The sequence below is a fragment of the Pseudonocardia hierapolitana genome (assembly GCF_007994075.1).
Classification (GTDB): domain Bacteria; phylum Actinomycetota; class Actinomycetes; order Mycobacteriales; family Pseudonocardiaceae; genus Pseudonocardia; species Pseudonocardia hierapolitana.
The window spans coordinates 5,215,415-5,238,900 of sequence record NZ_VIWU01000001.1 but is presented as its reverse complement, the minus strand read 5'-3'; the positions used below and the strand labels follow the sequence as shown (position 1 = coordinate 5,238,900).

Below are 23,486 nucleotides of genomic sequence, written 5' to 3'. Positions count from 1 at the left end.
AAGCTCCGTGCAACTGGCCTGAAACTGTAGTTCGGACTGGAGATGAGGTCAAGCTTTCGAAGGAGGATGCCTGGATCCCCAGCTGTCGGCCACCCCGCTCGAGTGAGGCACCCCTCTCATCCCGGACGAGCGTCGCCCCTGACCTGGCGGGTAACCGCGCCTCCATGACGAGCATGCGCGGCGACGGACGGGCTCCGGTGCGGGAGGCGGTGGCGCCCACGCGGGCGTCGGTCGGGGACACGCTGCGGATCGCGGCGAACGTGCTCACACCACTCGTCGCCCGCGGCGTGATCATCCGGCGACCCCGGGTGGTGGCGGCGGCCGAGCGGATGGATGCCGATCGCCGCCTCGTCCGCACGATGCAGCGGCTGCACGCGCGGTACGGATCGGCCCCCCTGCGGCTGCGGGTTCCGGGGCGCTCGGTCGTGCTGGTGCTCGACCCGGCCGACGTCGAGGACGTCCTGCACCGCTCGCCCGATCCGTTCGCGGCCACCACGCCGGAGAAGCGGGGCGCGCTGGGTCACTTCCAGCCGCGCGGTGTGCTGATCTCGCGCGGCGAGGACCGGACCGACCGGCGCCGCTTCACCGAATCCGTCCTGGAGCCCGAACGCCCCGTGCACCACCTCGCGGTGCCGATGGTCGGTGTGGTGCGGCAGGAAGCCGCCGACCTGCTCGCGGAGGTCGAACGCACCGGCGTGCTGGGGTGGGACCGGTTCGTCGAGGCGTGGTTCCGCGTCGTGCGGCGCGTGGTGCTCGGCGACTCCGCCGGCGACGACACCGAGGTCACCGCCCTGCTCGCCCGGCTGCGCGGCGCGGCCAACTGGTCGCGGGTGCACCCGGGCCACCCGCGCCTGCGCGCCGAGTTCCTCGACCGGGTGCGGGAGCGGCTGTCCCGGGCCGAACCGGGCAGCCTCGCCGCCGTCATCACCGAGACACTCACGACGCCGCGGACCCACGCGGCGGAACAGGTGGCCCACTGGCTGTTCGCCTTCGACGCGGGCGGGATGTCCGGCTTCCGCGCGCTCGCGCTGCTCGCCACGCACGCGGCCGAGCGAGAGGCCGTGCAGGCAGAGCTGGCGGGCCGCGACCTCACCGATCCGCAGGACCTCCCCGCCCTGCGGGCCGCCGTGCTCGAGGCCGTCCGGCTCTGGCCGACGACGCCCGCGATCCTGCGCGAGACCACCGCAGGCACCGAGCTGGGCGGCCGGACGATCCCGGCCCGCTCGCTGGTGCTGGTGCTCGCCCCGTTCTTCCACCGCGACGACCAGCGCCTCCCCGAGGCGGACCGGTTCGCCCCGCACCTGTGGCGGGACGGCACCCCGCCCGCGGGTCTCGTGCCGTTCAGCGCGGGGCCGGTGATCTGCCCCGGCCGCAGCCTCGTGCTGTTCCTCGCGGGCTCCTTCCTGGCGGCCGTGCTGGAGCACCACGACGTCCGGCTCGCCTCCGGGGCCTCGCTCGGGCCGGACCGGCCCTTGCCGGGCACGCTCGACCCGTTCCACCTGCGGTTCACCGTGACCGCACGGTGACGGGCGTCAGTCCTCCCCGCTCTCCCGATCCTCCAGGCCCACCGCCTTGCGCAGCTCCATGCGGTCGGCGCGCAGCTCGGTGGCGGCCATGGCCGCCTCCGCGCCGGTGATCAGGACTACCCCGAGTTCGCGCAGTTCAACGCCGGGCCAGCGCCGCTGTCGCGAGCCCGGTGACCATGCCGCGGAAGATCCGGGTCAGCGCGAGCCGGTAGATCCAGCCCGTGCCGGGGCGCCCCGGGAGGAACGACGCGCTCCACCGGATGCGCGTGCCCGTCCCGGCCGGGGTCAGCTCGACGACGGCCCGGTAGTCGCGCAGCGGCAGCCCGGAGAGCAGGGTGTAGCTGAGCCGGCGGGGAGGCTCCCGCTCCACGATCTCCTCCCGGACGCAGTGGCGACCGGTGACGAACTGCGCGATGCCACCGAGCCCGTCCGGGGCGCCACCCTCGCCGGGCCGCTCGCTGGAGTGCGACCCGAGCGGCGACCAGCTCGGCCACGTGGACCGGTCGGAGAGCAACGCCCAGACCTCGTCGGGCGCGGCCTCCGTGGTGGCCTCTGCGGCGATGCGCTGGATCTTCATGTCAGCCTCCTGATGAACAGCTCCATGGCCGCGTCCGCACCCGCGCGGTCGCCGGTGGCCAGCAGGTCGAGGAGCAAGCCGCGCACGGTCGCGAGCCCGAGCCGGGCGGTGGCGCGCGCCTCGTCGGCGGGTAGCCCGCGGGCGACGAGCAGCGCGGTGACCTGGTCGAGCCAGGCCGGCACGACCCACGTCAGCATCGGCGCCGCACCCGGATCGCCCTGCAGAGCGCGGCCGTACAGCTCGAAGAACAGCCGCTCGTGCGGGTGCAGCCGGGGCTCGGCCACGCGCTCCCACATGCGACGGGCCAGCTCGGCCGCGGAGGCGCTCTCGTCGGCGGCGAGCTCGGCCATGGCGGCGCGCTGCTCCTCCTCGGCGCTGCGCACGATCGCGAGCAGGAGCCCGTCCCGCGAGCCGAAGTGGTAGATCAGCATCCGGTGGCTGGTGCCGATCGCCGACGCGATGCTGCGGAGGGTGGCGCCGCCGAGGCCGTGCTCGGCGAGGTGGGCGATCGCGGACGTCAGCAGCGCCGCCCGTGCGTCCCCCTCCACGGCGGGGACTGTACCACGTGGTACAGCACGACTACGGGGCCGGGACGCCCACCGCCGCGAGCACGTCCGCCACCCGGACCGGGGCACCGGAGCGGGCCGACTCGTACACCGCCTGCACCGTGGCCAGCGCGAGCAACGCGTCGTCGAGCGTGACGCCCGGCCGGCGGCCGGTGCGGATGGCCTCGACGATGTCCCGGTACTGCCGGGCATGGCCGGTGAACATCGGGCCGTGCGCCGGATCCGGCTCCTCCTCGGCGGGGAGGACCCGCGCGGTCTGGTCCGAGCGGTCGCCCTTGTCGGCGCCGACCCCCGCGTCCCCGGCCGCCTCCGCGGACGCCAGCTCCCTGCTGTGGAAGTAGCGCAGCCGGTCGTCGTCGATCACGGCCGATCCGGCGTCGCCCAGCACCTGCAGCCGGACGGAGAGGCCGGGGTAGGCGGCCGTGGTGGCGTGCAGCGTGGCCAGCGCACCCGACTGGAACCGGACGACCGCGGCGACCGTGTCCTCCACCTCGACCCGCTCGTGCGCGAGCAGCCCGGTGTGGGCCATCACCTCGACCGGCGTGCCGAGGAACCACAGCAGCAGGTCGACGGTGTGCACGCCCTGGTTCATCAGCGCGCCGCCGCCGTCGAGCTCCCACGTGCCGCGCCACGCGCCGGAGTCGTAGTAGGACTGGCTGCGCCACCAGGAGACCGTCGCGACCGCAGAGGTGAGCCGGCCGAAGCGTCCCGCGGTGATCGCGTCGCGCACCACGACGCTCGCGGGGTCGAAGCGGTGCTGGCTGATCACGGTGGCCACGGTGCCCTCCGGGGCAGCGGCGGCGGCGGTCACGATCGGCGCGGCCGCCTCGATCGTGACGTCGACCGGCTTCTCCACCACGACGTGCCGGCCCGACTCCAGGGCCGCCACGGCGATCCGCGCGTGGGCCCCGCTCGGCACGCAGATCGCCACCGCGTCGACGTCGTCGCGGGCCAGCGCCCCGTCGAGGGACGTGGTCACCGCGGGCGCCGGGTCGAGCCGCTGGGCCAACGCGTCCGCGGCCGCCGCGTCGACGTCCACCAGCACGCTGACGGCGGTCTCCGCGCTCGCCGCGAGCACCTCGGCGTGCAGCCTGCCGATGACCCCGCAGCCGACCACCGCGAACCGCACCGTCACCGGTACTCCACCCCCACCTTCTCGAGGATCGCCGTGAACGCGGCGGTGGCCCGGCGGAAGTGGTGCTCGCCGGAGAACCCGCCCAGTGAACCCGCGGTGGCGAGGTGCGGCTCCATCGAGCAGAACCCGTCGTAGCCGTCGGTGACGAGCGCCCGCACGGTGGCCTCGACCTCGCCGTCGCCCTCGCCTGCCGGCACGACCGTGCCGTCGGCCAGCAGCGCGTCCTTCACCTGCAGGTACTCCAGGTACGGGCGCAGGCGCTCGTAACCGTCGGTGAAGGGCGTGACGCCCACCTGCACGAAGTTGGCCGGGTCCCAGGCCAGCCGCAGCTTCGGCGAGCCGACCGACTCCAGGATGTCGAGGCAGCGCTGCGGGGTGTCGCCGTAGATCTCCTTCTCGTTCTCGTGCAGCAGCACGACGTCGTGCCCCTCCGCCTCGGCGGCGAGCGCGGCCATCCGGCGCAGCACCTCGTCGCGGTGCGCCGCCGGGTCGTCGCCCTTCGGGATGAAGAAGGAGAAGAGCCGGATGTAGGGCGCCTGCAGCACCCGGGCCACGTGCAGGGCGCGGCGCATCCGCGCCAGGTGGGCGTCGAAGTCGTCGAGCACCCCGATCTTGCCGATCGGCGAGCCGACCGAAGAGGTGCCGATGCCGGCGCGCTCCAGCGTCGCGCGCACCTTCTCCAGCTGGTCGTCGTCGAGATCGAGGACGTTCGTGTCCCACGCGCTGCGGAACTCGATGTGGCGGATCCCGAGGTCGGTGAGGACCCGGCACTGCTCGTCGAGATCGGGGGAGATCTCGTCGGCGAAGCCGGAGAGGGTCCACATGCTGCTGCTCTCCCGTCTGGGCACCGTCCGATCGGGGCGCCGCGCGACCGAGCGTAGTCGGCCCCGGTGCGACGCTTGCCCGTCCGGCAGGGCGGGTAGGCGATCGCCATGGCGTCCACAGGTCCAGGAACGGCACAGCCCCGCTCCCGCCCACGGGTCGTGATCGTCGGAGGCGGGTTCGCCGGGCACAGCGCCGCTCGTTCGCTCGCGAAGAGGCTGGGCGACACGGCCGAGATCGTGCTGATCAACCCGACGGACTACTTCCTCTACCTGCCGCTGCTGCCTGAGGTCGCGGCCGGGGTGATCGAGCCGCGCCGGATCACGGTGCCGCTCGCGGCCACCCTGCCCGGCGTGCGGGTGGTGCTCGGGGAGGTCGACACCGTCGACCTCGACAAGCGCACGGTGGGCTGGACCGACCCCGAGAGCGGCCGCGGTGAGCTGGGCTACGACCGGCTCGTGCTCGCCGCGGGCAGCGTCAACAAGCTGCTGCCGATCCCCGGCGTCGCCGAGCACGCGCACGGCTTCCGGGGCATCCCGGAGGCGCTCTACCTGCGCGACCACATCACCCGCCAGATCGAGCTGGCGGCTTCCACCGAGGACCCGGCGGAACGGGAGGCGCGCTGCACGTTCATCGTGGTGGGCGCGGGCTACACCGGCACCGAGGTCGCGGCGCAGGGCCCGCTGTTCACCGACGCCCTGGTGCGCCAGCACGCCGCGCTGCGCGACCAGCCGGTGCGCTGGCTGCTGCTCGACCTGGCCGAACGCGTGCTGCCCGAGCTCGACCCGAAGCTCTCCCGCACCGCTGACCGAGTGCTGCGCGAGCGCGGGGTGGAGGTGCGTACCGGGCAGTCGGTGCAGGAGGCCACCCACGAGCACGTGTGCCTCACGACGGGCGAGAAGGTGCCCACCCGCACGCTGGTGTGGTGCGTCGGCGTGCGCCCCGACCCGCTCGTGGCCGGGGTCGGGCTGCCGACGAACAAGGGGCGGCTCGTCGTCGACGCCGAGCTCGCCGTCCCGGGTCACCCCGACGTCTTCGCCTGCGGCGACGCGGCCGCTGTGCCCGATCTGACCCGTCCCGGCGAGGTGACGGCCATGACCGCTCAGCACGCGGTGCGCCAGGGCAAGCTCGCCGGCCGCAACGTCGCCGCGTCGCTCGGGCACGGCTCGCCGCACCGCTACCGCCACCACGACCTCGGCTTCGTCGTCGAGCTGGGCGGGCGAGAGGCGGCGGCCAACCCGCTGCACGTGCCGCTCGCCGGGCTCGTCGCGAAAGCGGTGACGCGCGGCTACCACCTGCTGTCGATGCCCACCAACCGCACCCGCACCGCGGCCGACTGGCTCCTCGACGCGGTACTGCCCCGCCAGACAGTGCAGCTGGGGCTGGTCCGGGCGCCGAACGTGCCCCTCGATACGGCGTCACCCGAGCTCGAGCGCACCCCTCGGTGATGTAGTGCCCCCCGTGGAGCGGGAGAAGGTCACGCTGACCGGAGCACCGGAGACGCTGCTCGCCACGCTGTACGGGCGGGCGCTCGACAGCCGGGCACCGCGCTCGGTGTTGCACGACGAGGCGGCCGCCCGCGCCGTCGAGCGGATCGACTACGACTTCCGGCGCACCGGGATGACCGCCACCACCGCGGCGGGCGTCGCGCTGCGCGGCCGGCAGCTCGACGGGTGGACCCGCGAGTTCCTCGACTCGCACCCCGAGGCCACCGTGCTGCACCTGGCGTGCGGCCTGGACACCCGCGCCCAGCGACTGGCCGCGGGGCCGGGCGTGCGGTGGGTCGACCTCGACCACCCGGAGGTCGTCGCGCTGCGCGAGCGGCTCCTGCCGCCCCCGGAAGGCGACTACCGCCTCGTCGGCGCCTCCGTCACCGACGAGGGCTGGCTGGAGTCGGTGCCCGCCGACCGCCCCACGGTCGCGGTGTTCGAGGGCCTCTCGATGTACCTGCGCAAAGAGGACGGCCGGCGGCTGATCGAGCGGATCACCGCCCGGTTCCCGAGCGGGCAGCTGCTCTTCGACTGCTACGGCGCCATCGGCATCCGGCTGCAGAAGCTCGTGCCCGCCATCCGCAACGCGGGCGCCACCCTGCACTGGGGCATCGACGACCCGCGCGAGCTCGAGACGTGGCACGACGGGCTGGTGCTCCTCGACGCGCTGCGCAGCGTCGACATGGCGGGCCTGGACCTCCTCCCGCCCGTCGGCCGCCTCCAGATGCGCGTGCTCGCGCGGCTGCCCCGGCTCCGCGACGTCGGGCGGATCCTGCGCTACCGATTCTGACCGGACTCGCACACCACCTGCACCGATCACGCGTCGGTGTAGTTCTTCCCGGGGGCCTTGCCAGGGATGGGTTTGGCGATGAGAGCCACCGGGATGAAGAAGCAGATCTGCCCGATCGCCACGGTGAGCGTCCAGAGCGCGTTGTCGTCGTAGTGGACGGCTGCCTTCGCGAACAGCTCGTCGGGAACACGCTCCCCGACCGGGTTCGGGTTGAGGACGGCCTCCACGAGCTCCAGTGCAACCCTTCGGCGTCGGTGAAGTAGGGGGCGTCCCGCCATGACTGGTCATCAGTCCGTGGACGGATCTCGGTACCGATATCGGAGACCCCTGAAGACCCCGTAGGCCCCGCGATCACGGCGAGACGGTCGCGGGCCCGTTCCCGTGAGCAGGTGTCTGCCCCAGATCGCCACGGGACGGTTCTGCGCGCCACCGGGCTTGCGCGACCACCGCGATCAGCGCTGCGGCGCCCACTGCCAGGGACGCCGTGCCGAACGCCGCGGCCGAGCCGGCGCGGTCGACGACCACGCCGGCGAGGGCCATCCCCGCGGCGCCACCGGAGGTCAGCGCGGTGTGCAGCCAGCCCTGCGCCTCGCTGAGCCGGCCGGGGTCGGTGCCCGCGTCGACGAGCGCCTGCTGCGGGATGAGGCTCGGCGAGATGAACAGCCCCGTGACGGCGAGCGCGGCGACCATCAGCGCGAGGGGCGGTGTGCCCGTCCCTCCCACCACCAGCGCGACCGCGGCGAGGCCCGCCGTGTAGCCGAGGAGCGTGACCGGGAGGTGGCGCCGTTCCGGGCCGCGCCAGGCCCGGCTTCCGTACCAGAGCCCGCCGACCGTGCTCCCGACGGCCGCGGAGGCGAAGAACAGGCCGAGCACGCCGTCGCTCGAGTAGCCGTGCTCCGCCGTGGCCGTCATCGCGACGTCCATCTGGCCGAACCCCACCGACATGCCGAGCGCGACGAGCAGGGTCAGCACCACCGTCGGCGAGCGGAGCGGTGACCGGCCGCGCGGACCCCCGTCGCGAGCCGCGGGACGCCACGAACGCGCGGCCGGGCTGGAGCCGTAACCGAGGCCGCCCGCGGCCATCAGGAGCGCCGTCACCGCGAGGGGAACGGCAGGCGGCGCCCAGAGCAGGGCGGTGAGCAGGAGCGGTCCGGTGACGAAGAGGGTCTCGACGGCAACCGCGTCCATCGCGTACGCGGTCCGCCGAGCGGACCCGTCGGGCACGATCGTCGACCACGCCACCCGGATTGCCGGCGAGATGGGCGGGAAGCTCAGGCCGACGGCGGCCGCCGTGACGACCAGGACGGCGTCGGCGGCCCCGCTCACGGCGAGCACGGCCATCGCGGCCAGCAGGGCGGCCGAGACGCAGGAGGTCAGCACCACGACCCTGGACTGCCCCACCCGGTCCATCACGCTCCCCCACACGGGCAGGCTGATCGCCGTGCACCAGGCGAAGGCCGCGGTCACGATGCCGGCGGTGGCGTAGGACCCGCGCTGCTCCTCGACGAGCACGATCATGCCGAGGGGCGCCATCGCGAGGGGGAGCCGACCGACCACGGCGGATCCGAACGGCCACAGCACGTCAGGGCGCCGGAGCAACCGGAGGTAGGGACCACCCATGCCGGTCATCGGCGCACCAGCCGGAAGAAGGCCCGCAGCTCGGACGCGAAGAGCTCCGGCTGTTCCATCGCCGCGAAGTGGCCGCCGCGCTCGGGCTCGTTCCAGTACCGGATGTCGGTGAACCGCCGGGCCGCCCACCGGCGGGACGGGCGGGGATTCTCGTGCGGGAACACCGAGCACCCCGCGGGCACGTGCACCTGGTCGGTTGTCTCGCCTGCGAAGGTGCGCTGCACCTCGCGGAAGCTCTCCCAGTACAGCCGGGCTGCCGAGGCGCCGGTGCCGGGCAGCCAGTAGAGCATCAGGTTGTCCAGCAGCTGGTCGCGGGTGAGTGCGCTCGCCGGGTCGGTCCAGGCGTGGAACTTCTCGACGATCCAGGCCGCGAGCAGCGCGGGCGAGTCGACGAGGCCGTAGCCGATCGTCTGCGGGCGGGTGGACTGCTGCATCGAGTAGCCGTCACCGTCGGCCTGGCCGCGGGCGAGGTCGTCGAGGGCGGCCCGCTCGCCCGGCGTGAGGTCGCCGAACGTCGCCGGGTCCGGCGCCGCCAGCGGTGGGACGAGGTGGATGCCGGCGACGTGCCCCGGGTCGAGCTTGCCGATCCACGTGCTGACGGACGTGCCCCAGTCGCTCCCGGCGGCGCCGTAGCGGTCGTATCCGAGGCGGGCCATCAGCTGCGCCCAGGCCGCCGCGATGCGCTGCACGGTCCAGCCGCGGTCGGTCGGCTTGTCGCTGAACCCGTAGCCCGGCAGCGACGGGCACACGACGTGGAACGGGTCCGGCCCCTCGGTGAGCAGCGCGACGGCGTCGAGGAACTCGACGACGGAGCCGGGCCAGCCGTGGGTGAGCACCAGCGGCATCGCGTCCGGGTGCGGCGAGCGGACGTGCAGGAAGTGGATGCCGAGGCCGTCGATCTCGGTGCGGCACTGCGGCAGCGCGTTCAGGCGCGCCTCGGTGGCCCGCCAGTCGTAGCCGTCGGCCCAGTACGCGCACAGCTCCTGCAGGTAGGACAGGGGAACGCCCTGCGACCAGCCGTCGACGGTCTCGGCCTCCGGCCAGCGCGTGCGCCGGAGCCGGTCGCGCAGGTCGGCCAGTTCGGCGTCGGGCACGGCGATGCGGAACGGGGTCATGTAGCCGGCTCCTTCCGGGCGGTCGTGGCCAGCGCGGCGGCCAGCGGCAGCACGGCCAGCAGGTACGCCGCGCGCAGGTCGAGCGCCGCGCCGAGAGCGGCGAGCACCACCGGCGCGACGAGGATCGCGGTGCCGGACGCGAGCGCCCCGAAGGCCGGTCCGCGCACGTCCGACATGCCCGGCACCTGGACGAGCCGGGCGAGGGTGACGGGGTAGAACGCCGCCGTTCCCAGCCCGGCGACGGCGAGCCCCGCGACGACCGGCACCGGCGCGTTCGGCACCGCGACGGCGAGCGTGCCGGCGACGACGACCGCGCACCCCACGGGAACGACCGGGAACCCCCGGCTGATCAGCCACGGCGCTCCGTAGCGACCGGCGGCCATCCCGAGCAGGAACGCCACGGCGGCGGCCCCGGCCTGCCCAGCCGCCAGCCCGGCGTCCTGCAGCCGGGCGGCGGCCCAGATCGTGAAGCAGAACTCGATCGACACGCCGAGCACCACGGCCACCCACGCGACGGCGACGTGCCGGGAGACCGGCCGGGACGGCGCCGGGGCGGGCGCGGCCGGGGCGGGCCCCGCGGCCCACCTCGCCCAGGCCGCGAGCGCCAGCAGCGGCGGCACGGCGAGCAGCAGCGCGAGCCGGCCGCTGCCCAGCTGCCCGTCCAGCGTGCCGACGGCGAGCGGGCCGAGGATCCCGCATACGCTGGCGACCGCGTTCACCTGCGACAGCCGCGCCCCGACGGCCGGGCCGCGCAGCAGGGCGGGCGTGACCATGACCAGGCCCGCCGCCCCGGTCCCGAGCAGCAGCGCCCCGGTCGCGGCGAGCAGCGCCGTGGGCGCGGTGCCGAGCAGCGCCGCCCCCGCCGCGGCGACGAGCGCGGAGCCGCGCAGCACCGGCCGGGGCCCGCGCCGCAGGAGCACCTGCCCCGCGGCGCCCATGAGCAGCAGCCCGACGCCGAAGGACGACGAGAGCCACACGAGCTCCTCGGGCGGGCGGTCCAGGTCGCGAGCCAGCAGCACCAGGCACGCACCGAGGCTGCTGATCGTGAACCCGACAGCGGCCGGCCCGGGGGCGACCCGCAGGACGACGTTGTCGGTCATGGGTGGACCGGCACGAGGCGCGACGTCACGACCTGCGGCGCGCCCTCGGCCGGAGGGGGTGAGCGCCCTCATCGGCGGTGTCCGACGGCATCGCGCCCCGACGGCCGCGGGCGGGCCCGCTCCAGCAGGTGGGCGAGCTGTGCGAGGTCGGCGATCCGCAGGTCGCCGTCCAGACCGCGCAGCGCGGCCGTGCGCATGCCTGCGGCGCGCCCGGAGGCGAGGCCGGGCTCGCTGTCCTCCACGACGAGGCAGGCCGCCGGGTCGACGCCGAGCCGCCCCGCCGCGATCAGGAAGCCCTCCGGGTCCGGTTTGCCCCGCTGCACGTCCTCGACGGTGACGAGCAGCGGCGGGTCGATCCCCGCGGCGCCCAGCCTGGCCTCGGCCAGGCGCACGTCCGCACTGGTCACGACGGCCCACGGCAACCCGAGCCGGTCGAGGGCGGCGAGCAGCTCGTGAGCGCCGGGGGCCGCGACGACGTCGGCGAGGTCGTCGTACTGGAGGTCCATCTGGCGCTGCGACGCGGCGGCGACGGCGGCGTCGCCCAGCGCGGGGAGCACCCGCCGCACGGTGCGCTCGGGCGGGCTGCCGTGGGCGATGGCCAGCACGGGATCCGGGTCGAGGCCGTGCTCGGCCGACCAGGTCGTCCACGCCCGTTCGACGGATGCGTCCGAATCGACCAGGGTGCCGTCCATGTCGAGCAGGACCGCGTGCACGGTGCTGAGTTCCACGGGGACCTCCGATTAAACTCGACCTCCGAGCATAATCAGAGGAGGGGAGATGGCAACCCCGCGTTGGCACGGAGCGATCGCCGTGCTCGCCGAGATGCGCCGCAGCCCGGGCACCACCCGGGCCGCGGTGGCGCAGCGGCTCGGGCTCTCCAGCGGGTCCGCCACCGACATCACCGCTCGGCTGCGCGAGCTCGCCCTGCTGACCGAGACCCCGGCGGCCGCCGCTGGTCGGGGGCGGCCCACCACCGTGCTCGCCCCGCACCCGGAAGGCCCGGTCGTCATCGCGGTCGACCTGCGCTACGAGGACTGGCGATGCGCGGTCGCAGGCCTCGACGGCCGCCCGGTCGTGCTGGACGCCGCCCCGCACGCGAGCCGCGATCCGGAACAGGTCCTCGAGGCCGCCGGCCGGGCGGTCCGGCGGGCGCACGCGCGCTACGGCGACCGCGTGCGGGGTGTGGCCGTCGCGGCCGCCGCCACCGTCCAGCACGGGCGGGTGGTGCAGGCGTCCTCGCTGGGCTGGGGCCCGGTCGACCTCACACCCCTCGGCGTGCCGGGCGTCCCGCTGCGGATCGACAACGACGCCACCCTCGCGGGCGTCGCCGAGGCGCGCGACGGCGCGGGTGCAGGCGCGGGCACCGCGCTGCACGTCACGGTCGAGGTCGGAGTCGGCGGCACCCTCGTGGTCGACGGGCAACCCGTGCGCGGAGCCACCGGCGCCGGGGGCGAGTTCGGCCACCTGCCCTTCGGCGACCGCACGCTGCGCTGCCCGTGCGGCGCGCTCGGCTGCTGGGACCCCACCGTCGACGGCCGCGCGCTCGCCCGCCACCTCGGCGAGCCGCCGCCGTCCGATCCCCGCACGTACGCCGTCGCCGTGCTCCGCCGGACCGACCCCGCCGCCGTGGCCGCCGTCGCACGCGCGGCGCAGAGCCTCGGGCGGGGCATCGCGGGGCTCGTCAACGGCCTCGACCCCGAGGTCGTGACGCTGGGAGGGCTCGCGCCACCGCTCCGCGCGGCCGCCACGGGAGCGTTCGCCGAAGCGTTCACCGACGGGCTCATGACGTTCCGCCGGGCGGCTCCTCCGCCGCTCCGCCCCGCGGCACTGGGCGACGACGCCGCGCTGCACGGCGCGGCCGCCACCGCGCTGGACGCCGTGCTGACCGAGGAGTCGCTGTCGGCGTGGGCGCGCCTGCGAGGCGTGTAGCTCCTAGCCGCGCACGGCGTCGAGGTAGCCGGCGATCGCGTCGCGGTTGCGGACGAGGCACTCGATGCGTTCGGCCATGCGCGCGTGCTCGCGTTCCAGGATCGCGATCGTCTCCGACGTGGCGTCGGCGACGTGGATGGCCCCCGTGGTGAGGCACGGGAGGATCTGCTTGATGACGCGGGTCGGCAGCCCGGCGTCGAGCAGCCCGCGGATCTGCCGGACCCGGTCCACGCAGGCCTCGTCGTAGTCGCGGTACCCGTTCGCGCTGCGGCCGGAGGTGATCAGCTCCTGCTCCTCGTAGTAGCGCAGCAGCCTGCGGGACGTGCCGGTGCGCTCCGACAGCTCCCCGATCCGCACGTGGCCCACCTCATATCGACCTTCACACAGGTGTGAGGGTTCGAGTCTAGGGGCATGCGAGCTCTCCAGCAGACGGCACTGACCGGGCCGCGCGCCATGCGCCTGATCACCGACGCGCCCGCTCCGACCCCCGGCAGGGGCGAGGTGCTGATCCGGGTCGGCGCGGCCGGGGTCAACTTCGCCGACGTGATGCAGACCCGGGGCACCTACGTCGGCGGTCCGCGGGCGCCGTACATCGCCGGGTTCGAGGCGGCGGGCGAGGTCGTCGCCGTCGGCCCCGGGGTGACGGGCCTCGAACCGGGCGACCACGTGATCGGCATCGGGTCCGGCGCCTTCGCCGAGTACATGGTGCTGCCCGCCACCGGCGCGGCCCCCGTTCCCGCCGGCTGGACCGACGAGCAGTCCCTCGGCCTCGTCCTGAACTGGGCCACCGCGCTCGCCGCGCTCAGGCTCGGCCGGGTGGCGGCCGGCGAGACGGTGCTGGTCCAGGCGGCGGCAGGCGGAGTCGGGCAGGCGGCGGTGCGGATGGCGATGCACTGTGGTGCGACCGTGATCGGCACCGCATCACCGGACAAGCACGATGTGGTGCGGGCGCTGGGCGCCGACCACGTCGTCGACTACCGGAGCGTGGCGGACGAGGTGCTGCGCCTCACCGCGGGTCGCGGCGCCGACCTCGTGCTGGAGTCCGCGGGCGGGGACGCGTTCCGGGCCGCGCTGGCGGCGGCCCGGAGGATCACCGGCCGGGTGGTCGTGTACGGCATGGCCGGTGGCGAGGCCACGCTCAGCAACCGGGAGCTGAACTTCACCCACCCGATCCACGTGATCGGCCTGCACATCGGCATCCTGAGCCAGGCGGCGCCGGACCTGTTCACCGAGCTCACGACCGAGCTGGCCGCGCTCATCGCAGCGGGCGTCTACCCGCCGGGACGCGCGGTCGTCCACGACCTGGCCGACGGGCCGAAGGTCCTCGCCGAACTGGAGTCCCGGACCACCGTTGGCAAGCTGGCGCTCCGGCCCTGACGAGCGGACACTGGCTGACCCGGCTCCACGGCGAGGTGAGCGGCATGCAGGCCATGAAGCGCTGGAACATCGCGATCGAGATCGACGAGCAGGACGGCAGGACCCGGGCCACCGCCCGGTTGGACGCGGGGTCCATCGAGCTGACCGGCGTCGGTATGGCGAGGCGCAGCCCCGAGGATCCGGACGTGCCGCAGATCGGCGACGAACTCGCCGTCGCGCGGGCGCTCTCGGAGCTGTCCCACCGGCTCCTGGACGCGACGGCGGCGGACATCGAACGGGTCACCCACCAGCCTGCGCACGTCCATATCTAGGCGCGCGGCTGGGACCGGTCCGCGGGCGCATCCCGAGCAGCGGCAGGACCCGGGGCGCGACCACGACCGACAGCACGACCACGCTCGTCGAGCGTGCGATGGTCGGGCTGCGGCCCAACGCGAGCAGGGTGTCCTGCAGGTCCTGGTGCGACGACGCGCCGAGGCGGCAGAGCACGTCGGACGAGCCGGTGGTGGCATAGGCCTCCAGCACGGCGGGCAGGGCCGCCAGCTCCGCGGCGACGTCCTCCAGCTGGCCCTGCGCGATCTCCAGGGTGGCGAAGGCCTGCACCGGGTAGCCGGCCGCGGCCAGGTCGACGTCGGGCCCGTAGCCGGTGATCACGCCCTCGCGCTCCAGCCGGTCCAGCCGCGCCTGCACGGTGCCGCGCGCCACGCCCAGCGTGCGCGAGAGCTCCAGCACCCCGGCCCGCGGGCTCGCGCGCAGCGCCCTGATGAGATCGACGTCCAGCGCGTCCAGATCCATGTGGGCTGACTGTACAGCTGAAGCGGCCGAACGACGCACAATCTGTTCAGGACGGCCAGCTGTCCAGGGAACAGTTGCGCAGCACATCACGAGTGAGCTGTCCTGAAGCATGGCCATCGAGCAGACCCTCACCAGTCAGGAACGCCTGGCCGAGCTCGACCTCGACCAACTGCGCCAGCTCGTCGGGCTCGTCGAGTACGACGCGGAAGCCGACCCGTTCCCGGTCACCGGCTGGGACGCCGTCGTCTGGGCCGTCGGCAACGCCACCCAGGCGGCCGCGTACTACCAGCTCGCCTTCGGGATGGAGCTGGTGGCGTACTCCGGCCCGGAGACCGGCAACCGCGACCACCACGCCTACGTGCTGCGCTCGGGCGCGGTGCGGTTCGTGCTGAAGGGCGGGGTCGACCCGGCCGGCGCGATCCTCGACCACCACCGCCGCCACGGCGACGGGATCATCGACATCGCGCTGGAGGTGCCCGACGTCGACCGCTGCATCCGGCACGCCCGCGCCCAGGGCGCCACCGTGCTGGAGGAGCCGCACGACGTCTCCGACGAGCACGGCACGGTCCGGCTCGCGGCGATCGCCACCTACGGCGAGACGCGGCACACGCTCGTGGACCGTTCCCGCTACACCGGCCCGTACCTGCCCGGCTACGTCGCACGCACCTCGACGCACCGCAAGCCGGAGGGCGCGCCGAAGCGGCTCTTCCAGGCGCTCGACCACGTCGTGGGGAACGTGGAGCTGGGCCGGATGGACGAGTGGGTGGGCTTCTACCACCGCGTCATGGGCTTCACGAACATGGCGGAGTTCATCGGCGACGACATCGCCACCGACTACTCGGCCCTGATGAGCAAGGTGGTGGCGAGCGGCAACCACCGCGTCAAGTTCCCGCTCAACGAGCCGGCGATCGGCAAGAAGCGCTCGCAGATCGACGAGTACCTGCAGTTCTACGGCGGCCCCGGCGCCCAGCACCTCGCACTCGCCACGAACGACATCGTCCGCACCGTCGACGCGCTGCGCGACGCGGGCGTCGAGTTCCTGGAGACGCCCGACTCCTACTACACCGACCCGGCGCTACGGGCGCGGATCGGGGAGGTCCGGGTGCCGATCGAGGAGCTGCAGGCCAGGGGCATCCTCGTCGACCGCGACGAGGACGGCTACCTGCTGCAGATCTTCACCAAGCCGATCGGCGACCGCCCGACGGTGTTCTTCGAGCTCATCGAGCGCCACGGCTCCCTCGGCTTCGGCAAGGGCAATTTCCGGGCGCTGTTCGAGGCGATCGAGCGGGAGCAGGCGAAGCGGGGGAACTTCTAGGCGGGCGTGTTGTCCACACGCTCGGGGTAGACCCGTGGCGGTCCCCTTCACCCGGCTGTCCCGCACTGCCGCACCACCGAGGCCTGATCGGCGGAGCCGCTGATCATGCGCGGGACCGCCGGTCGGGAAGTCGGACGCAACGATCAGCCGCCCGTGATCCGTCCGAGATGAAGTCGAATCGCCCTTCGCAGGGCGCCGAACCGCACCTCACAACGATCAACGCTGTCGGCGCGTCAGACCATGATCTTGGGCATCGGGGCCGTCTTCGGGGCGGTCGTCGCCTTCTCCGAGCCCGCGCCCGTCAGCGCGCGGACCTCCATCTCCGCCTGCCGGGCGGCGGCCGCCTCGTCCTTGGGGCCGAGGAAGGTGCCGATCGCCCCGAGCAGGAACGACGCCGGGATGGACACCAGGCCCGGGTTGGCCAGCGGGAAGACGTCGAAGTCGAGGCTCGGCACCATCGACGTCGGGCCGCCGGACACGGCGGGCGAGAGCACGATCAGCACCACGCTGATGGTCAGGCCGCCGTAGATGCTGCACAGCGCCCCTGTGGTGTTGAACCGCTTCCAGAACAGCGAGTACAGGATCGTCGGCAGGTTCGCCGACGCCGCCACCGCGAACGCCAGCGCCACCAGGAACGCCACGTTCTGGTTGCGCGCGAGGATGCCCGCCCCCACCGCCACCACACCGACCAGCACGGCGGTGCGGCGGGCGACCCGGACCTCGGCGTCCGGTGACGCGGCGCCGCGCTTGATGACGTTGGCGTACACGTCGTGGGCGAACGACGCCGACGCGGTGATCGTCAGCCCGGCCACCACCGCGAGGATCGTGGCGAACGCGATCGCCGAGATGACCCCGAGCATGAACTCGCCGCCGAGCTGGTACGCCAAGAGCGGTGCCGCCGAGTTCGTGCCACCGGGCGCGGTGGCGATCCGCTGCGCCCCGCCGGGCACGAGCGCGGCCGCGCCGTAGCCCAGCACCAGGGAGAACAGGTAGAAGATGCCGATCAGCCAGATCGCCCAGACCACGGAGCGGCGCGCCTCCTTGGCGTTCGGCACCGTGTAGAAGCGCATCAGGATGTGCGGCAGGCCCGCCGTGCCGAGCACCAGCGCGAGGCCGAGCGACAGGAAGTCGATCTTCGCGAGGTCGGACGCTCCGAACTGCAGCCCGGGGATGAGCAGCCGCTCCCCCAGCTCCTTCACGCCCTGAGCGGTCTCCATCGACGGGTTCCGCTCGACCGCCTCGCCGAGCAGCGCGGAGAAGTCGAACGCGTACCGGCCGAGCACCCACGTCACCAGGGTCGCGGCGCCCACCAGCAGGAGCCCGGCCTTGATGATCTGCACCCACGTGGTGCCCTTCATGCCGCCGACGAGCACGTAGACGATCATCAGCGCGCCGACGACCGCGATGACGACGCCCTGCCCGAACGTGTTGCTGTTCGGGATCTGCAGCAGCAGCGCGATCAGCGCGCCCGCGCCCGCCATCTGCGCCAGCAGGTAGAACAGCGACACGATCAGCGTGGAGGTGGCCGCAGCCGCCCGCACCGGACGCTGCCGCATCCGGAAGCTCAGCACGTCACCCATCGTGAACTTGCCGGTGTTGCGCAGCAGCTCGGCGACCAGCAGCAGCGCCACCAGCCACGCGACGAGGAAGCCGATCGAGTACAGGAACCCGTCGTAGCCGTTCACGGCGATCGCGCCCGCGATCCCCAGGAACGAGGCCGCCGAGAGGTAGTCGCCCGCGATCGCGACCCCGTTCTGCGGACCGGTGAACGAGCGCCCGGCGGCGTAGTAGTCCGAGGCGGTCTTGTTGCTCCGGCTCACCCGGAACACCACGACGAGCGTCACGAGAACGAACGCCGCGAAGACCGAGATGTTGAGGAGCGGGCTTCCGAGCTTCTCGTACATCAGTGCCCTTCCATGCGGGTACGGATGGACTCCGCGACGGGGTCGAGGTGGGCGTCGGCGTAACGCACGTAGATCCCGGTGATCACGAACGTCGACACGAACTGCAGCAGGCCGACGAGGATCCCCACGTTGATGTGGCCGAACACCGGGATCGCCATGACCTCGGGCGCGTAGGTCGCCATCAACACGTAGCCCAGGTACCAGAGCATGAACGCCGCGCTCATCGGGAACACGAACCGCCGCAGTCGGGACCGCAGCTCGGCGAACTCGGGGCTGGCCTGCACCCGCTCGTGGAGCGTCCGCTCGTCTCTCACCGGCACCGTCCCAAATTCGTTTCGGAGGTCTGCAGCCCGGTGCAACGACCGCGTGACCAACCGGTTCCGCGGCCGCTGACCTACAAGATCGAATTTGGGCACGATGGGGAGCGCCGTCTCGATCAGGGTCGACCCGACCGGGTGAAACTACGGGGAGCCCCAGTGGCTGTCATCACGCAGTAACCGGAAACAGCCACCAGGAGTAGCCGAAATGCGGCCGATGCGCACGATCTTCGCCCTTTCGGGCCGACTTTCGCCGCACGCCCGAGCGACACGCCGGTGCCCCCGAGTGACGGACCCCGGGGCTACGCTCCCCCGCGATGGGGGGAACGAGAGAGCTCGTCCGGGCGGCGGCGCGCCCGGTCGCGGTCACCGCGGCCACTGCGGCATGGGTGCTCGGGGCCGTCGCGAGCGACCTCTCCGGCTGGTCGTTCACGATCACGGCCGTCGCCGGGGCCGTGCTCACCGCGCTCGCCGTCGGCATACCGCTGCGAGCGGAGCACGAGGCACGGGTGCGCGCAGGCACGGCCGAGCAGATCGCCGAGGAGTCGGCCGCACGCATCCAGCTCGTGCTGAACGACGCGCTCGAGCCGCTCGCCTACCTCATCGGCCGCATCACCGACCGGCGGCGCAGGCTGATGGGCCGCGAGGCGGTGGAACTGCAGGGCCAGGCCAAGGCCGTGGTGCTGGCGGCCTCGGCCGAGGTGCTCGGCGCCGACCGCCTGCGCGCCTGCTTCTTCGAGTACGTCGACGAGCGGCCCGCCCGGCTCGTGCCGTCCGGGTTCCAGGGGCGCGCCGAGCAGCCGCGCACCACGTTCGTGGAAGGCACCGAACTCGGCGACTTCGCGCTGGACATGCTCGCCCGGCGCGCAGACCTCTTCTGCGCCGACATCCGCGCCGCTTCCCCACCCGGGTGGGAGCCCGGCGGGCACGCCTACCGCACCTTCATCGCGGTGCCGGTGGCCACCGAGGCGCGTCAGTTCGGCATCCTCACCGTCGACGGCCTCGGGGTCGGCGACCTCACCGAGGACGACGTCGCCGCCGTGCGGGTGCTCGCCCGCCTGTTGGCGGTCGCCCTGGGCTCCTGAGCGCAGCTATCCTTGCGCCCGTGGCGAACTCCCGGAAGAACGGCGACGACGTGCAGCGCGCTCGGCTGGCACGCCTGCTGAGCGACCCCGCCACGTACTTCGCCGACGCCCGCCGCCAGGCCCACGAGCAGGCCAAGCGCCTGCTCGCCTCCCGCCTCGGCGAGCACGGCGAGCCCTCCCCCGGGCGTCCCTAGCCCAGCCGACGCACCCCGTCTCCTGCGGCGCACCCCATCTCCGCCGCCGCGCGCCCTCGACCAGGCGCATGAGCAGAACCGGGGCGCACGAGCGGAGACAAGGTGCGAGCCCCCGCGCGGCCGCACCGCGACGCACCGCGTCCCCGGCGGCGCACCTCGTCTCAGCCGCGGCACCCCATCTCCGCCGGCGCACCCACTCGGTCGGGCGCATGAGCGGGAACGGGGTGCGTGAGCCGAGACGGGGGCCGGAGTCCTCCACACAATCTCCACATCGCCGACCTCTCCCCTCCACAGGCGGCGCCTAGATTCGGCGCCATGAGCGGGGGGCGGCGGGTGCTGGTGGTGGACGACGAGCCGACGATCGCCGGGTCGATCGTGGCCCGCCTGCGGGCGGAGGGGTACACGGTCGACGTGGCGCACGACGGCCCGTCGGCGATTGCGCGGTTCGAGGCGGGCGAGCCCGACCTGGTCGTACTGGACGTCATGTTGCCCGGCTTCGACGGGCTCGAGGTGTGCCGCCGCATCCATGCCCGCCGCCCGATCCCCGTGCTCATGCTGACCGCCCGCGACACCGAGACCGACCTGCTGGTGGGCCTCGCCGTCGGCGCGGACGACTACCTCACCAAACCGTTCTCGATCCGCGAGCTGGCCGCGCGGGTCGGGGTGCTGTTCCGGCGGGTCGACCGCGCCGCCGCGCACCAGGGCACGGCCCGGATCGTGCTCGGCGACCTGGAGATCGACCCGGCCGAGCGGCGCGTGCTGCGCGGCGGCGAGCCGGCCCACCTCACGCCCACCGAGTTCGACCTCCTCGTGCACCTGGCCCGCCAGCCGCGCACCGTGCACCCGCGGGAGACGCTGCTCGCGAAAGTATGGGGCTGGGCCGACGCCACCGGCACCCGCGCCGTCGACAGCCACGTCAAGGCGCTGCGGCGCAAGCTCGGAGCCGACCTCATCCGCACCGTGCACGGGGTTGGCTACGCGCTGGACGTGCCCCGGTGAGACACCTGATCGACCTGCTGCCCCGCCCGCTCGACCCGCTGCGGTCGATCAAGCTGAAGATCAGCATCCTGCTGCTGGGTTCCGGCGCGGCCGGTGCGGTGTACCTGTGGCTGGAGTACCGCTGGCTGCCGCCGATGGCCACCATGCTCGTCGCGATCGCGATCGTGCTGCTCACCGCGCAGGTGCTCGCCCACGGCATGACCCGGCCGCTGCGCGAGATGACGGCAGCGGCGATCGCGATGGCGCAGGGCGACTACACCCGCCGGGTCCGCGCCACCTCGCAGGACGAGGTGGGCAGGCTCGCCACGGCGTTCAACCGGATGGCCGCCGACCTCGCGGCCGCCGACCAGCAGCGCCGCGAGCTCATCGCGAACGTCTCGCACGAGCTGCGCACGCCGATCGCGGCGCTGCAGGCCGTGCTGGAGAACGTCGCGGACGGCGTGGCGGATCCGGATCCGGCCACCCTGCGCACCGCGCTCGCGCAGACCGAGCGGCTCGGCACGCTCGTCGGCGAGCTGCTGGACCTGTCCCGCATCGACGCGGGCGCACTCACGCTGCAGCCGGAGCTCGTGCAGCTCACGCCGATGCTGGACCAGGCGGTGGCCGAGGCGCGGGTGGCTGCCGGCGTGGCCGGGCGCGACGTCGGCTTCCGGCTCGACGTCGCGCCGCCGGAGCTCTCCGTGCGCGCCGACCCCAACCGCCTGCACCAGGTCGTGGTCAACCTGCTCGACAACGCGGCGCGGCACGCGCCACCGGGAACGGACGTCCACGTCGTGGGGCGTCGAGAGGGAGGGGAGCTCGTGCTCGAGGTTCGGGACGAGGGGCCGGGGATCGCCCCGGAGGAGCGGGACCGGGTGTTCCACCGCTTCACGCGCGGGGAACGGGCCGTGGGTGGGGGCACCGGGCTGGGGCTCGCGATCGCCCGGTGGGTCGTGGACCTGCACGGCGGGCGCATCGCCGTCGTCGACGGACCCGGGACGAACGGGCACCCGGGCTGCCGCATCCGCGTGACCCTCCCGGGGCGGTCGTGACCGGGACACCGGGCGGCCCCGGGACGCCGCCGGAACCCGCGCCGCAGGCGGAGCCCTCACCCTCGGACGCGCCGCAGCCGGAGCTCGCGCAGCCCGACTCGCAGCAGCCCAACTCGCAGCAGCCCAACTCGCAGCAGCCGGAGTTGCAGCAGCAGCAGGCCCCCAAGCCGTGGGCACAGCAGCCCTGGACACAGCAGCCCTGGACAGCGCAGCCCTGGGCACCGCAGGGGGCGCCCGTCGCCACCGCGACGCCGCCGATGGCACCCGTCGGCGCGGGCGCGCCGCCGGCCGTCGGCGAGCCCCTGTTCTTCCCCCACTGGCGGGGGCCGGCCACGCCGCCCACCCGGCTGCTGCTCGGGGCGGCCGCCGCGGCCGGGCTCACCACAGCGGTCGTGCTGCCGCTCGAGCGGCCGGGGATCGGGTGGTTCGTCGCCGCGGCCGTGACCGCGGTCCTCGTGGTGGCCGTGGTGCGGCAGGCGCATCGTCTCGACCCCACCCCGCACGCGCTGCGCGCGTACGCGGTCGACGGGGCCTGGGGGCTCGCCGCCGTCGGGCTGGTCGGGGTCGCCGCTGTCCGCGACGCGGACTGGCTGATCGCGCTCTGCCTGCTCGCGGCCCCGTGCGCGGCGTCGATCGCGGTGGCGGGGCGGAACTTCCGCAGCCTCGTCTTCAGCGCGATGGCCGTTCCGCTGGCCGCGATGCGGGCGCTCCCGTGGGCCGGGAAGGCGCTGTGGGCCGCGCGGCAGGGCGCGGGCGGGCACGGCGCGCGCACCGTGGTGGCGGGCGCCGCCGGGCTGTGCCTCGTGGCCGTCTTCGCGCCGCTGCTCGCCTCGGCCGATCCGGCGTTCGCCCGGCTCCTGGACGACCTGGTTCCCACCGTCGACGACTCCGGCGTGGCGCGGGCCGTGCTGTTCACGCTCGGCGCGGGAGCGGTGCTGGGCGCCGGGTTCCTGCTGATGGCACCGCCCCCGCCGCCCGGCCCCCGCGCGAGCGGCCCGGCGCGGCTGCGCCGCGTGGAGTGGGCCCTGCCGGTCGGGCTGCTGGTGGCGCTCTTCGGGCTGTTCGTCGGCGTGCAGTTCGCCGCGCTCTTCGGCTCGGACGACTACGTGCAGCGCACCACCGGCCTCACCTACGCCGAGTACGCCCGCGGCGGGTTCTGGCAGCTGCTCGCGGTCACCGTGCTCGCGCTGGGCGTCGTGCTGCTCGCCTCCCGGTACGCGCCCGCCCCCACCGGGGCGGACCGCGTCTGGAAGCGCAGCCTGCTCGCCGCGCTGGCCGGGCTCACGCTGGTGATCGTCGCGTCGGCGCTGCGCCGGATGTGGCTCTACCAGGAGGCCTACGGCTTCACGACGCTCCGGCTCGTGGTGCTGACCTGCGAGCTGTGGCTCGGCGTCTGCTTCGTGCTCGTGCTCGTGGCGGTGCTGCGGCTGCGGGCCCGGCCGGTGGTGCGCGAGATGGCGGCCGCCGGGGTCGTGGCGCTGCTCGCGCTCGCGGCCATCAACCCCGACGGGTTCGTGGCGGACTACAACGTCGACCGGTACGCGACGACCGGGCAGCTCGACACCTGGTACCTGGGCACGCTCTCGGCCGACGCCGTGCCGGCCCTTTCCCGGCTCCCCGAGGAGCAGCGCTGCGAGGTCCTCCCGCGCATCGCCGCCCGCACGGCCGTACCGGAGGAGAGCTGGACGGGCTGGAACGCGTCCCGCACCATCGCGCGCGAGGTGCTCGCCTCGATGCGCTGCTGAGGCTCCCAGACGCGGCGCGGTCAACTAGGCTCGGGTTTCACCGCGTTC

At 74.1% G+C, this 23,486-nt stretch carries 25 protein-coding genes; 12 read left to right on the top strand and 13 right to left on the bottom strand.

Translation table 11 applies throughout. The annotated features are described in order from the left end of the window. Nucleotides 1-164: 164 nt before the first annotated feature. Complete coding sequence (locus FHX44_RS24890; RefSeq protein ID WP_246170569.1) at nucleotides 165-1,526, top strand: cytochrome P450; 1,362 nt, start codon at nucleotides 165-167, stop codon at nucleotides 1,524-1,526. 136 nt (nucleotides 1,527-1,662) lie between these two features. On the opposite strand, the gene FHX44_RS24885 is transcribed toward FHX44_RS24890, so the two are convergent. From FHX44_RS24885 to FHX44_RS24870, 4 genes are read right to left on the bottom strand one after another with little or no spacing between them, the layout of a single operon-like run. Then, nucleotides 1,663-2,103, bottom strand: a complete 441-nt coding sequence (locus tag FHX44_RS24885) for an SRPBCC family protein (RefSeq protein ID WP_147258005.1) — start codon at nucleotides 2,101-2,103, stop codon at nucleotides 1,663-1,665. Beyond that, nucleotides 2,100-2,651 (bottom strand): TetR/AcrR family transcriptional regulator, encoded by a 552-nt coding sequence (locus FHX44_RS24880; protein WP_147258004.1) that lies wholly within the window; start codon nucleotides 2,649-2,651, stop codon nucleotides 2,100-2,102. Before FHX44_RS24880 ends, FHX44_RS24885 begins: the two co-directional genes overlap by 4 nt. Before the next feature lie 31 nt (nucleotides 2,652-2,682). Continuing rightward, on the bottom strand, nucleotides 2,683-3,804 hold the full coding sequence (locus FHX44_RS24875; protein WP_147258003.1) for a Gfo/Idh/MocA family protein: 1,122 nt from the start codon (nucleotides 3,802-3,804) through the stop codon (nucleotides 2,683-2,685). Then, nucleotides 3,801-4,628, bottom strand: coding sequence for a sugar phosphate isomerase/epimerase family protein (locus FHX44_RS24870; RefSeq protein ID WP_147258002.1), 828 nt, complete (start codon nucleotides 4,626-4,628; stop codon nucleotides 3,801-3,803). Before FHX44_RS24870 ends, FHX44_RS24875 begins: the two co-directional genes overlap by 4 nt. Nucleotides 4,629-4,736: 108 nt before the next feature. On the opposite strand from FHX44_RS24870, the gene FHX44_RS24865 reads away from it, so the two are divergent. Both FHX44_RS24865 and FHX44_RS24860 read left to right on the top strand, forming a co-directional pair. After that, nucleotides 4,737-6,074: an NAD(P)/FAD-dependent oxidoreductase gene (locus tag FHX44_RS24865; RefSeq protein WP_147258001.1), complete on the top strand. Its 1,338-nt coding sequence runs from the start codon at nucleotides 4,737-4,739 to the stop codon at nucleotides 6,072-6,074. Nucleotides 6,075-6,087: 13 nt separating this feature from the next. After that, nucleotides 6,088-6,906: a class I SAM-dependent methyltransferase gene (locus FHX44_RS24860; protein ID WP_147258000.1), complete on the top strand. Its 819-nt coding sequence runs from the start codon at nucleotides 6,088-6,090 to the stop codon at nucleotides 6,904-6,906. 26 nt (nucleotides 6,907-6,932) lie between these two features. On the opposite strand, the gene FHX44_RS24855 is transcribed toward FHX44_RS24860, so the two are convergent. The 5 genes from FHX44_RS24855 to FHX44_RS24835 all read right to left on the bottom strand — a co-directional run bounded on the left by FHX44_RS24855 (nucleotide 6,933) and on the right by FHX44_RS24835 (nucleotide 11,478). Beyond that, entirely contained in the window at nucleotides 6,933-7,133 is a 201-nt protein-coding gene (locus FHX44_RS24855; RefSeq protein ID WP_246170568.1) for a carboxymuconolactone decarboxylase family protein, read from the bottom strand. 124 nt (nucleotides 7,134-7,257) lie between these two features. Beyond that, nucleotides 7,258-8,535: an MFS transporter gene (locus tag FHX44_RS24850; RefSeq protein WP_147257999.1), complete on the bottom strand. Its 1,278-nt coding sequence runs from the start codon at nucleotides 8,533-8,535 to the stop codon at nucleotides 7,258-7,260. Further along, on the bottom strand, nucleotides 8,532-9,650 hold the full coding sequence (locus FHX44_RS24845) for an epoxide hydrolase family protein (RefSeq protein WP_147257998.1): 1,119 nt from the start codon (nucleotides 9,648-9,650) through the stop codon (nucleotides 8,532-8,534). Before FHX44_RS24845 ends, FHX44_RS24850 begins: the two co-directional genes overlap by 4 nt. Beyond that, a complete protein-coding gene (locus FHX44_RS24840; protein ID WP_147257997.1) occupies nucleotides 9,647-10,750 on the bottom strand; it encodes an MFS transporter in 1,104 nt (367 codons plus the stop codon). Before FHX44_RS24840 ends, FHX44_RS24845 begins: the two co-directional genes overlap by 4 nt. Before the next feature lie 68 nt (nucleotides 10,751-10,818). After that, nucleotides 10,819-11,478 carry an HAD-IA family hydrolase gene (locus FHX44_RS24835; RefSeq protein ID WP_147257996.1) on the bottom strand — a complete coding sequence of 220 codons (660 nt, stop codon included), beginning with the start codon at nucleotides 11,476-11,478 and terminating at the stop codon, nucleotides 10,819-10,821. Nucleotides 11,479-11,527: 49 nt separating this feature from the next. On the opposite strand from FHX44_RS24835, the gene FHX44_RS24830 reads away from it, so the two are divergent. Further along, entirely contained in the window at nucleotides 11,528-12,679 is a 1,152-nt protein-coding gene (locus FHX44_RS24830; RefSeq protein ID WP_147257995.1) for an ROK family transcriptional regulator, read from the top strand. Nucleotides 12,680-12,682: 3 nt separating this feature from the next. Here the strand turns inward: FHX44_RS24830 and FHX44_RS24825 are convergent, their stop codons facing one another. Continuing rightward, nucleotides 12,683-13,036, bottom strand: a complete 354-nt coding sequence (locus FHX44_RS24825) for a MerR family transcriptional regulator (RefSeq protein WP_147257994.1) — start codon at nucleotides 13,034-13,036, stop codon at nucleotides 12,683-12,685. 54 nt (nucleotides 13,037-13,090) lie between these two features. Here FHX44_RS24825 and FHX44_RS24820 point away from each other — a divergent pair, with 54 nt between their 5' ends. Both FHX44_RS24820 and FHX44_RS24815 read left to right on the top strand, forming a co-directional pair. After that, nucleotides 13,091-14,056: a zinc-binding dehydrogenase gene (locus tag FHX44_RS24820; protein WP_147257993.1), complete on the top strand. Its 966-nt coding sequence runs from the start codon at nucleotides 13,091-13,093 to the stop codon at nucleotides 14,054-14,056. Nucleotides 14,057-14,100: 44 nt separating this feature from the next. Next, entirely contained in the window at nucleotides 14,101-14,367 is a 267-nt protein-coding gene (locus FHX44_RS24815; RefSeq protein WP_147257992.1) for a DUF1876 domain-containing protein, read from the top strand. Here the strand turns inward: FHX44_RS24815 and FHX44_RS24810 are convergent. Next, nucleotides 14,336-14,848 carry an Lrp/AsnC family transcriptional regulator gene (locus FHX44_RS24810; RefSeq protein WP_147257991.1) on the bottom strand — a complete coding sequence of 171 codons (513 nt, stop codon included), beginning with the start codon at nucleotides 14,846-14,848 and terminating at the stop codon, nucleotides 14,336-14,338. The two genes, FHX44_RS24815 and FHX44_RS24810, sit on opposite strands and share 32 nt — an antisense overlap. Nucleotides 14,849-14,957: 109 nt before the next feature. On the opposite strand from FHX44_RS24810, the gene hppD reads away from it, so the two are divergent. After that, the gene (gene hppD, locus FHX44_RS24805; protein WP_147257990.1) at nucleotides 14,958-16,163 is read left to right on the top strand and encodes a 4-hydroxyphenylpyruvate dioxygenase; all 1,206 of its coding nucleotides are present in this window, start codon (nucleotides 14,958-14,960) and stop codon (nucleotides 16,161-16,163) included. A 233-nt stretch (nucleotides 16,164-16,396) separates the two neighbouring features. Here the strand turns inward: hppD and FHX44_RS24800 are convergent, their stop codons facing one another. Both FHX44_RS24800 and FHX44_RS24795 read right to left on the bottom strand, forming a co-directional pair. Next, complete coding sequence (locus FHX44_RS24800; RefSeq protein WP_147257989.1) at nucleotides 16,397-18,067, bottom strand: solute symporter family protein; 1,671 nt, start codon at nucleotides 18,065-18,067, stop codon at nucleotides 16,397-16,399. Further along, nucleotides 18,067-18,387: a DUF485 domain-containing protein gene (locus tag FHX44_RS24795; RefSeq protein WP_212612631.1), complete on the bottom strand. Its 321-nt coding sequence runs from the start codon at nucleotides 18,385-18,387 to the stop codon at nucleotides 18,067-18,069. Before FHX44_RS24795 ends, FHX44_RS24800 begins: the two co-directional genes overlap by 1 nt. Nucleotides 18,388-18,701: 314 nt before the next feature. Here FHX44_RS24795 and FHX44_RS24790 point away from each other — a divergent pair, with 314 nt between their 5' ends. The 5 genes from FHX44_RS24790 (at nucleotide 18,702) to FHX44_RS24775 (ending at nucleotide 23,438) form a co-directional block, all read left to right on the top strand. Beyond that, the gene (locus FHX44_RS24790; protein WP_147257987.1) at nucleotides 18,702-19,469 is read left to right on the top strand and encodes a GAF domain-containing protein; all 768 of its coding nucleotides are present in this window, start codon (nucleotides 18,702-18,704) and stop codon (nucleotides 19,467-19,469) included. Nucleotides 19,470-19,489: 20 nt separating this feature from the next. Further along, a complete protein-coding gene (locus FHX44_RS42285) occupies nucleotides 19,490-19,663 on the top strand; it encodes a hypothetical protein (protein WP_170309032.1) in 174 nt (57 codons plus the stop codon). A 315-nt stretch (nucleotides 19,664-19,978) separates the two neighbouring features. After that, entirely contained in the window at nucleotides 19,979-20,662 is a 684-nt protein-coding gene (locus FHX44_RS24785) for a response regulator transcription factor (RefSeq protein ID WP_147257986.1), read from the top strand. Next, nucleotides 20,659-21,693, top strand: a complete 1,035-nt coding sequence (locus tag FHX44_RS24780) for a HAMP domain-containing sensor histidine kinase (RefSeq protein ID WP_147257985.1) — start codon at nucleotides 20,659-20,661, stop codon at nucleotides 21,691-21,693. Before FHX44_RS24785 ends, FHX44_RS24780 begins: the two co-directional genes overlap by 4 nt. Next, nucleotides 21,690-23,438 carry a DUF4153 domain-containing protein gene (locus tag FHX44_RS24775; protein WP_246170567.1) on the top strand — a complete coding sequence of 583 codons (1,749 nt, stop codon included), beginning with the start codon at nucleotides 21,690-21,692 and terminating at the stop codon, nucleotides 23,436-23,438. The genes FHX44_RS24780 and FHX44_RS24775 overlap by 4 nt, the downstream gene beginning before the upstream one ends. Nucleotides 23,439-23,486: the final 48 nt, after the last annotated feature.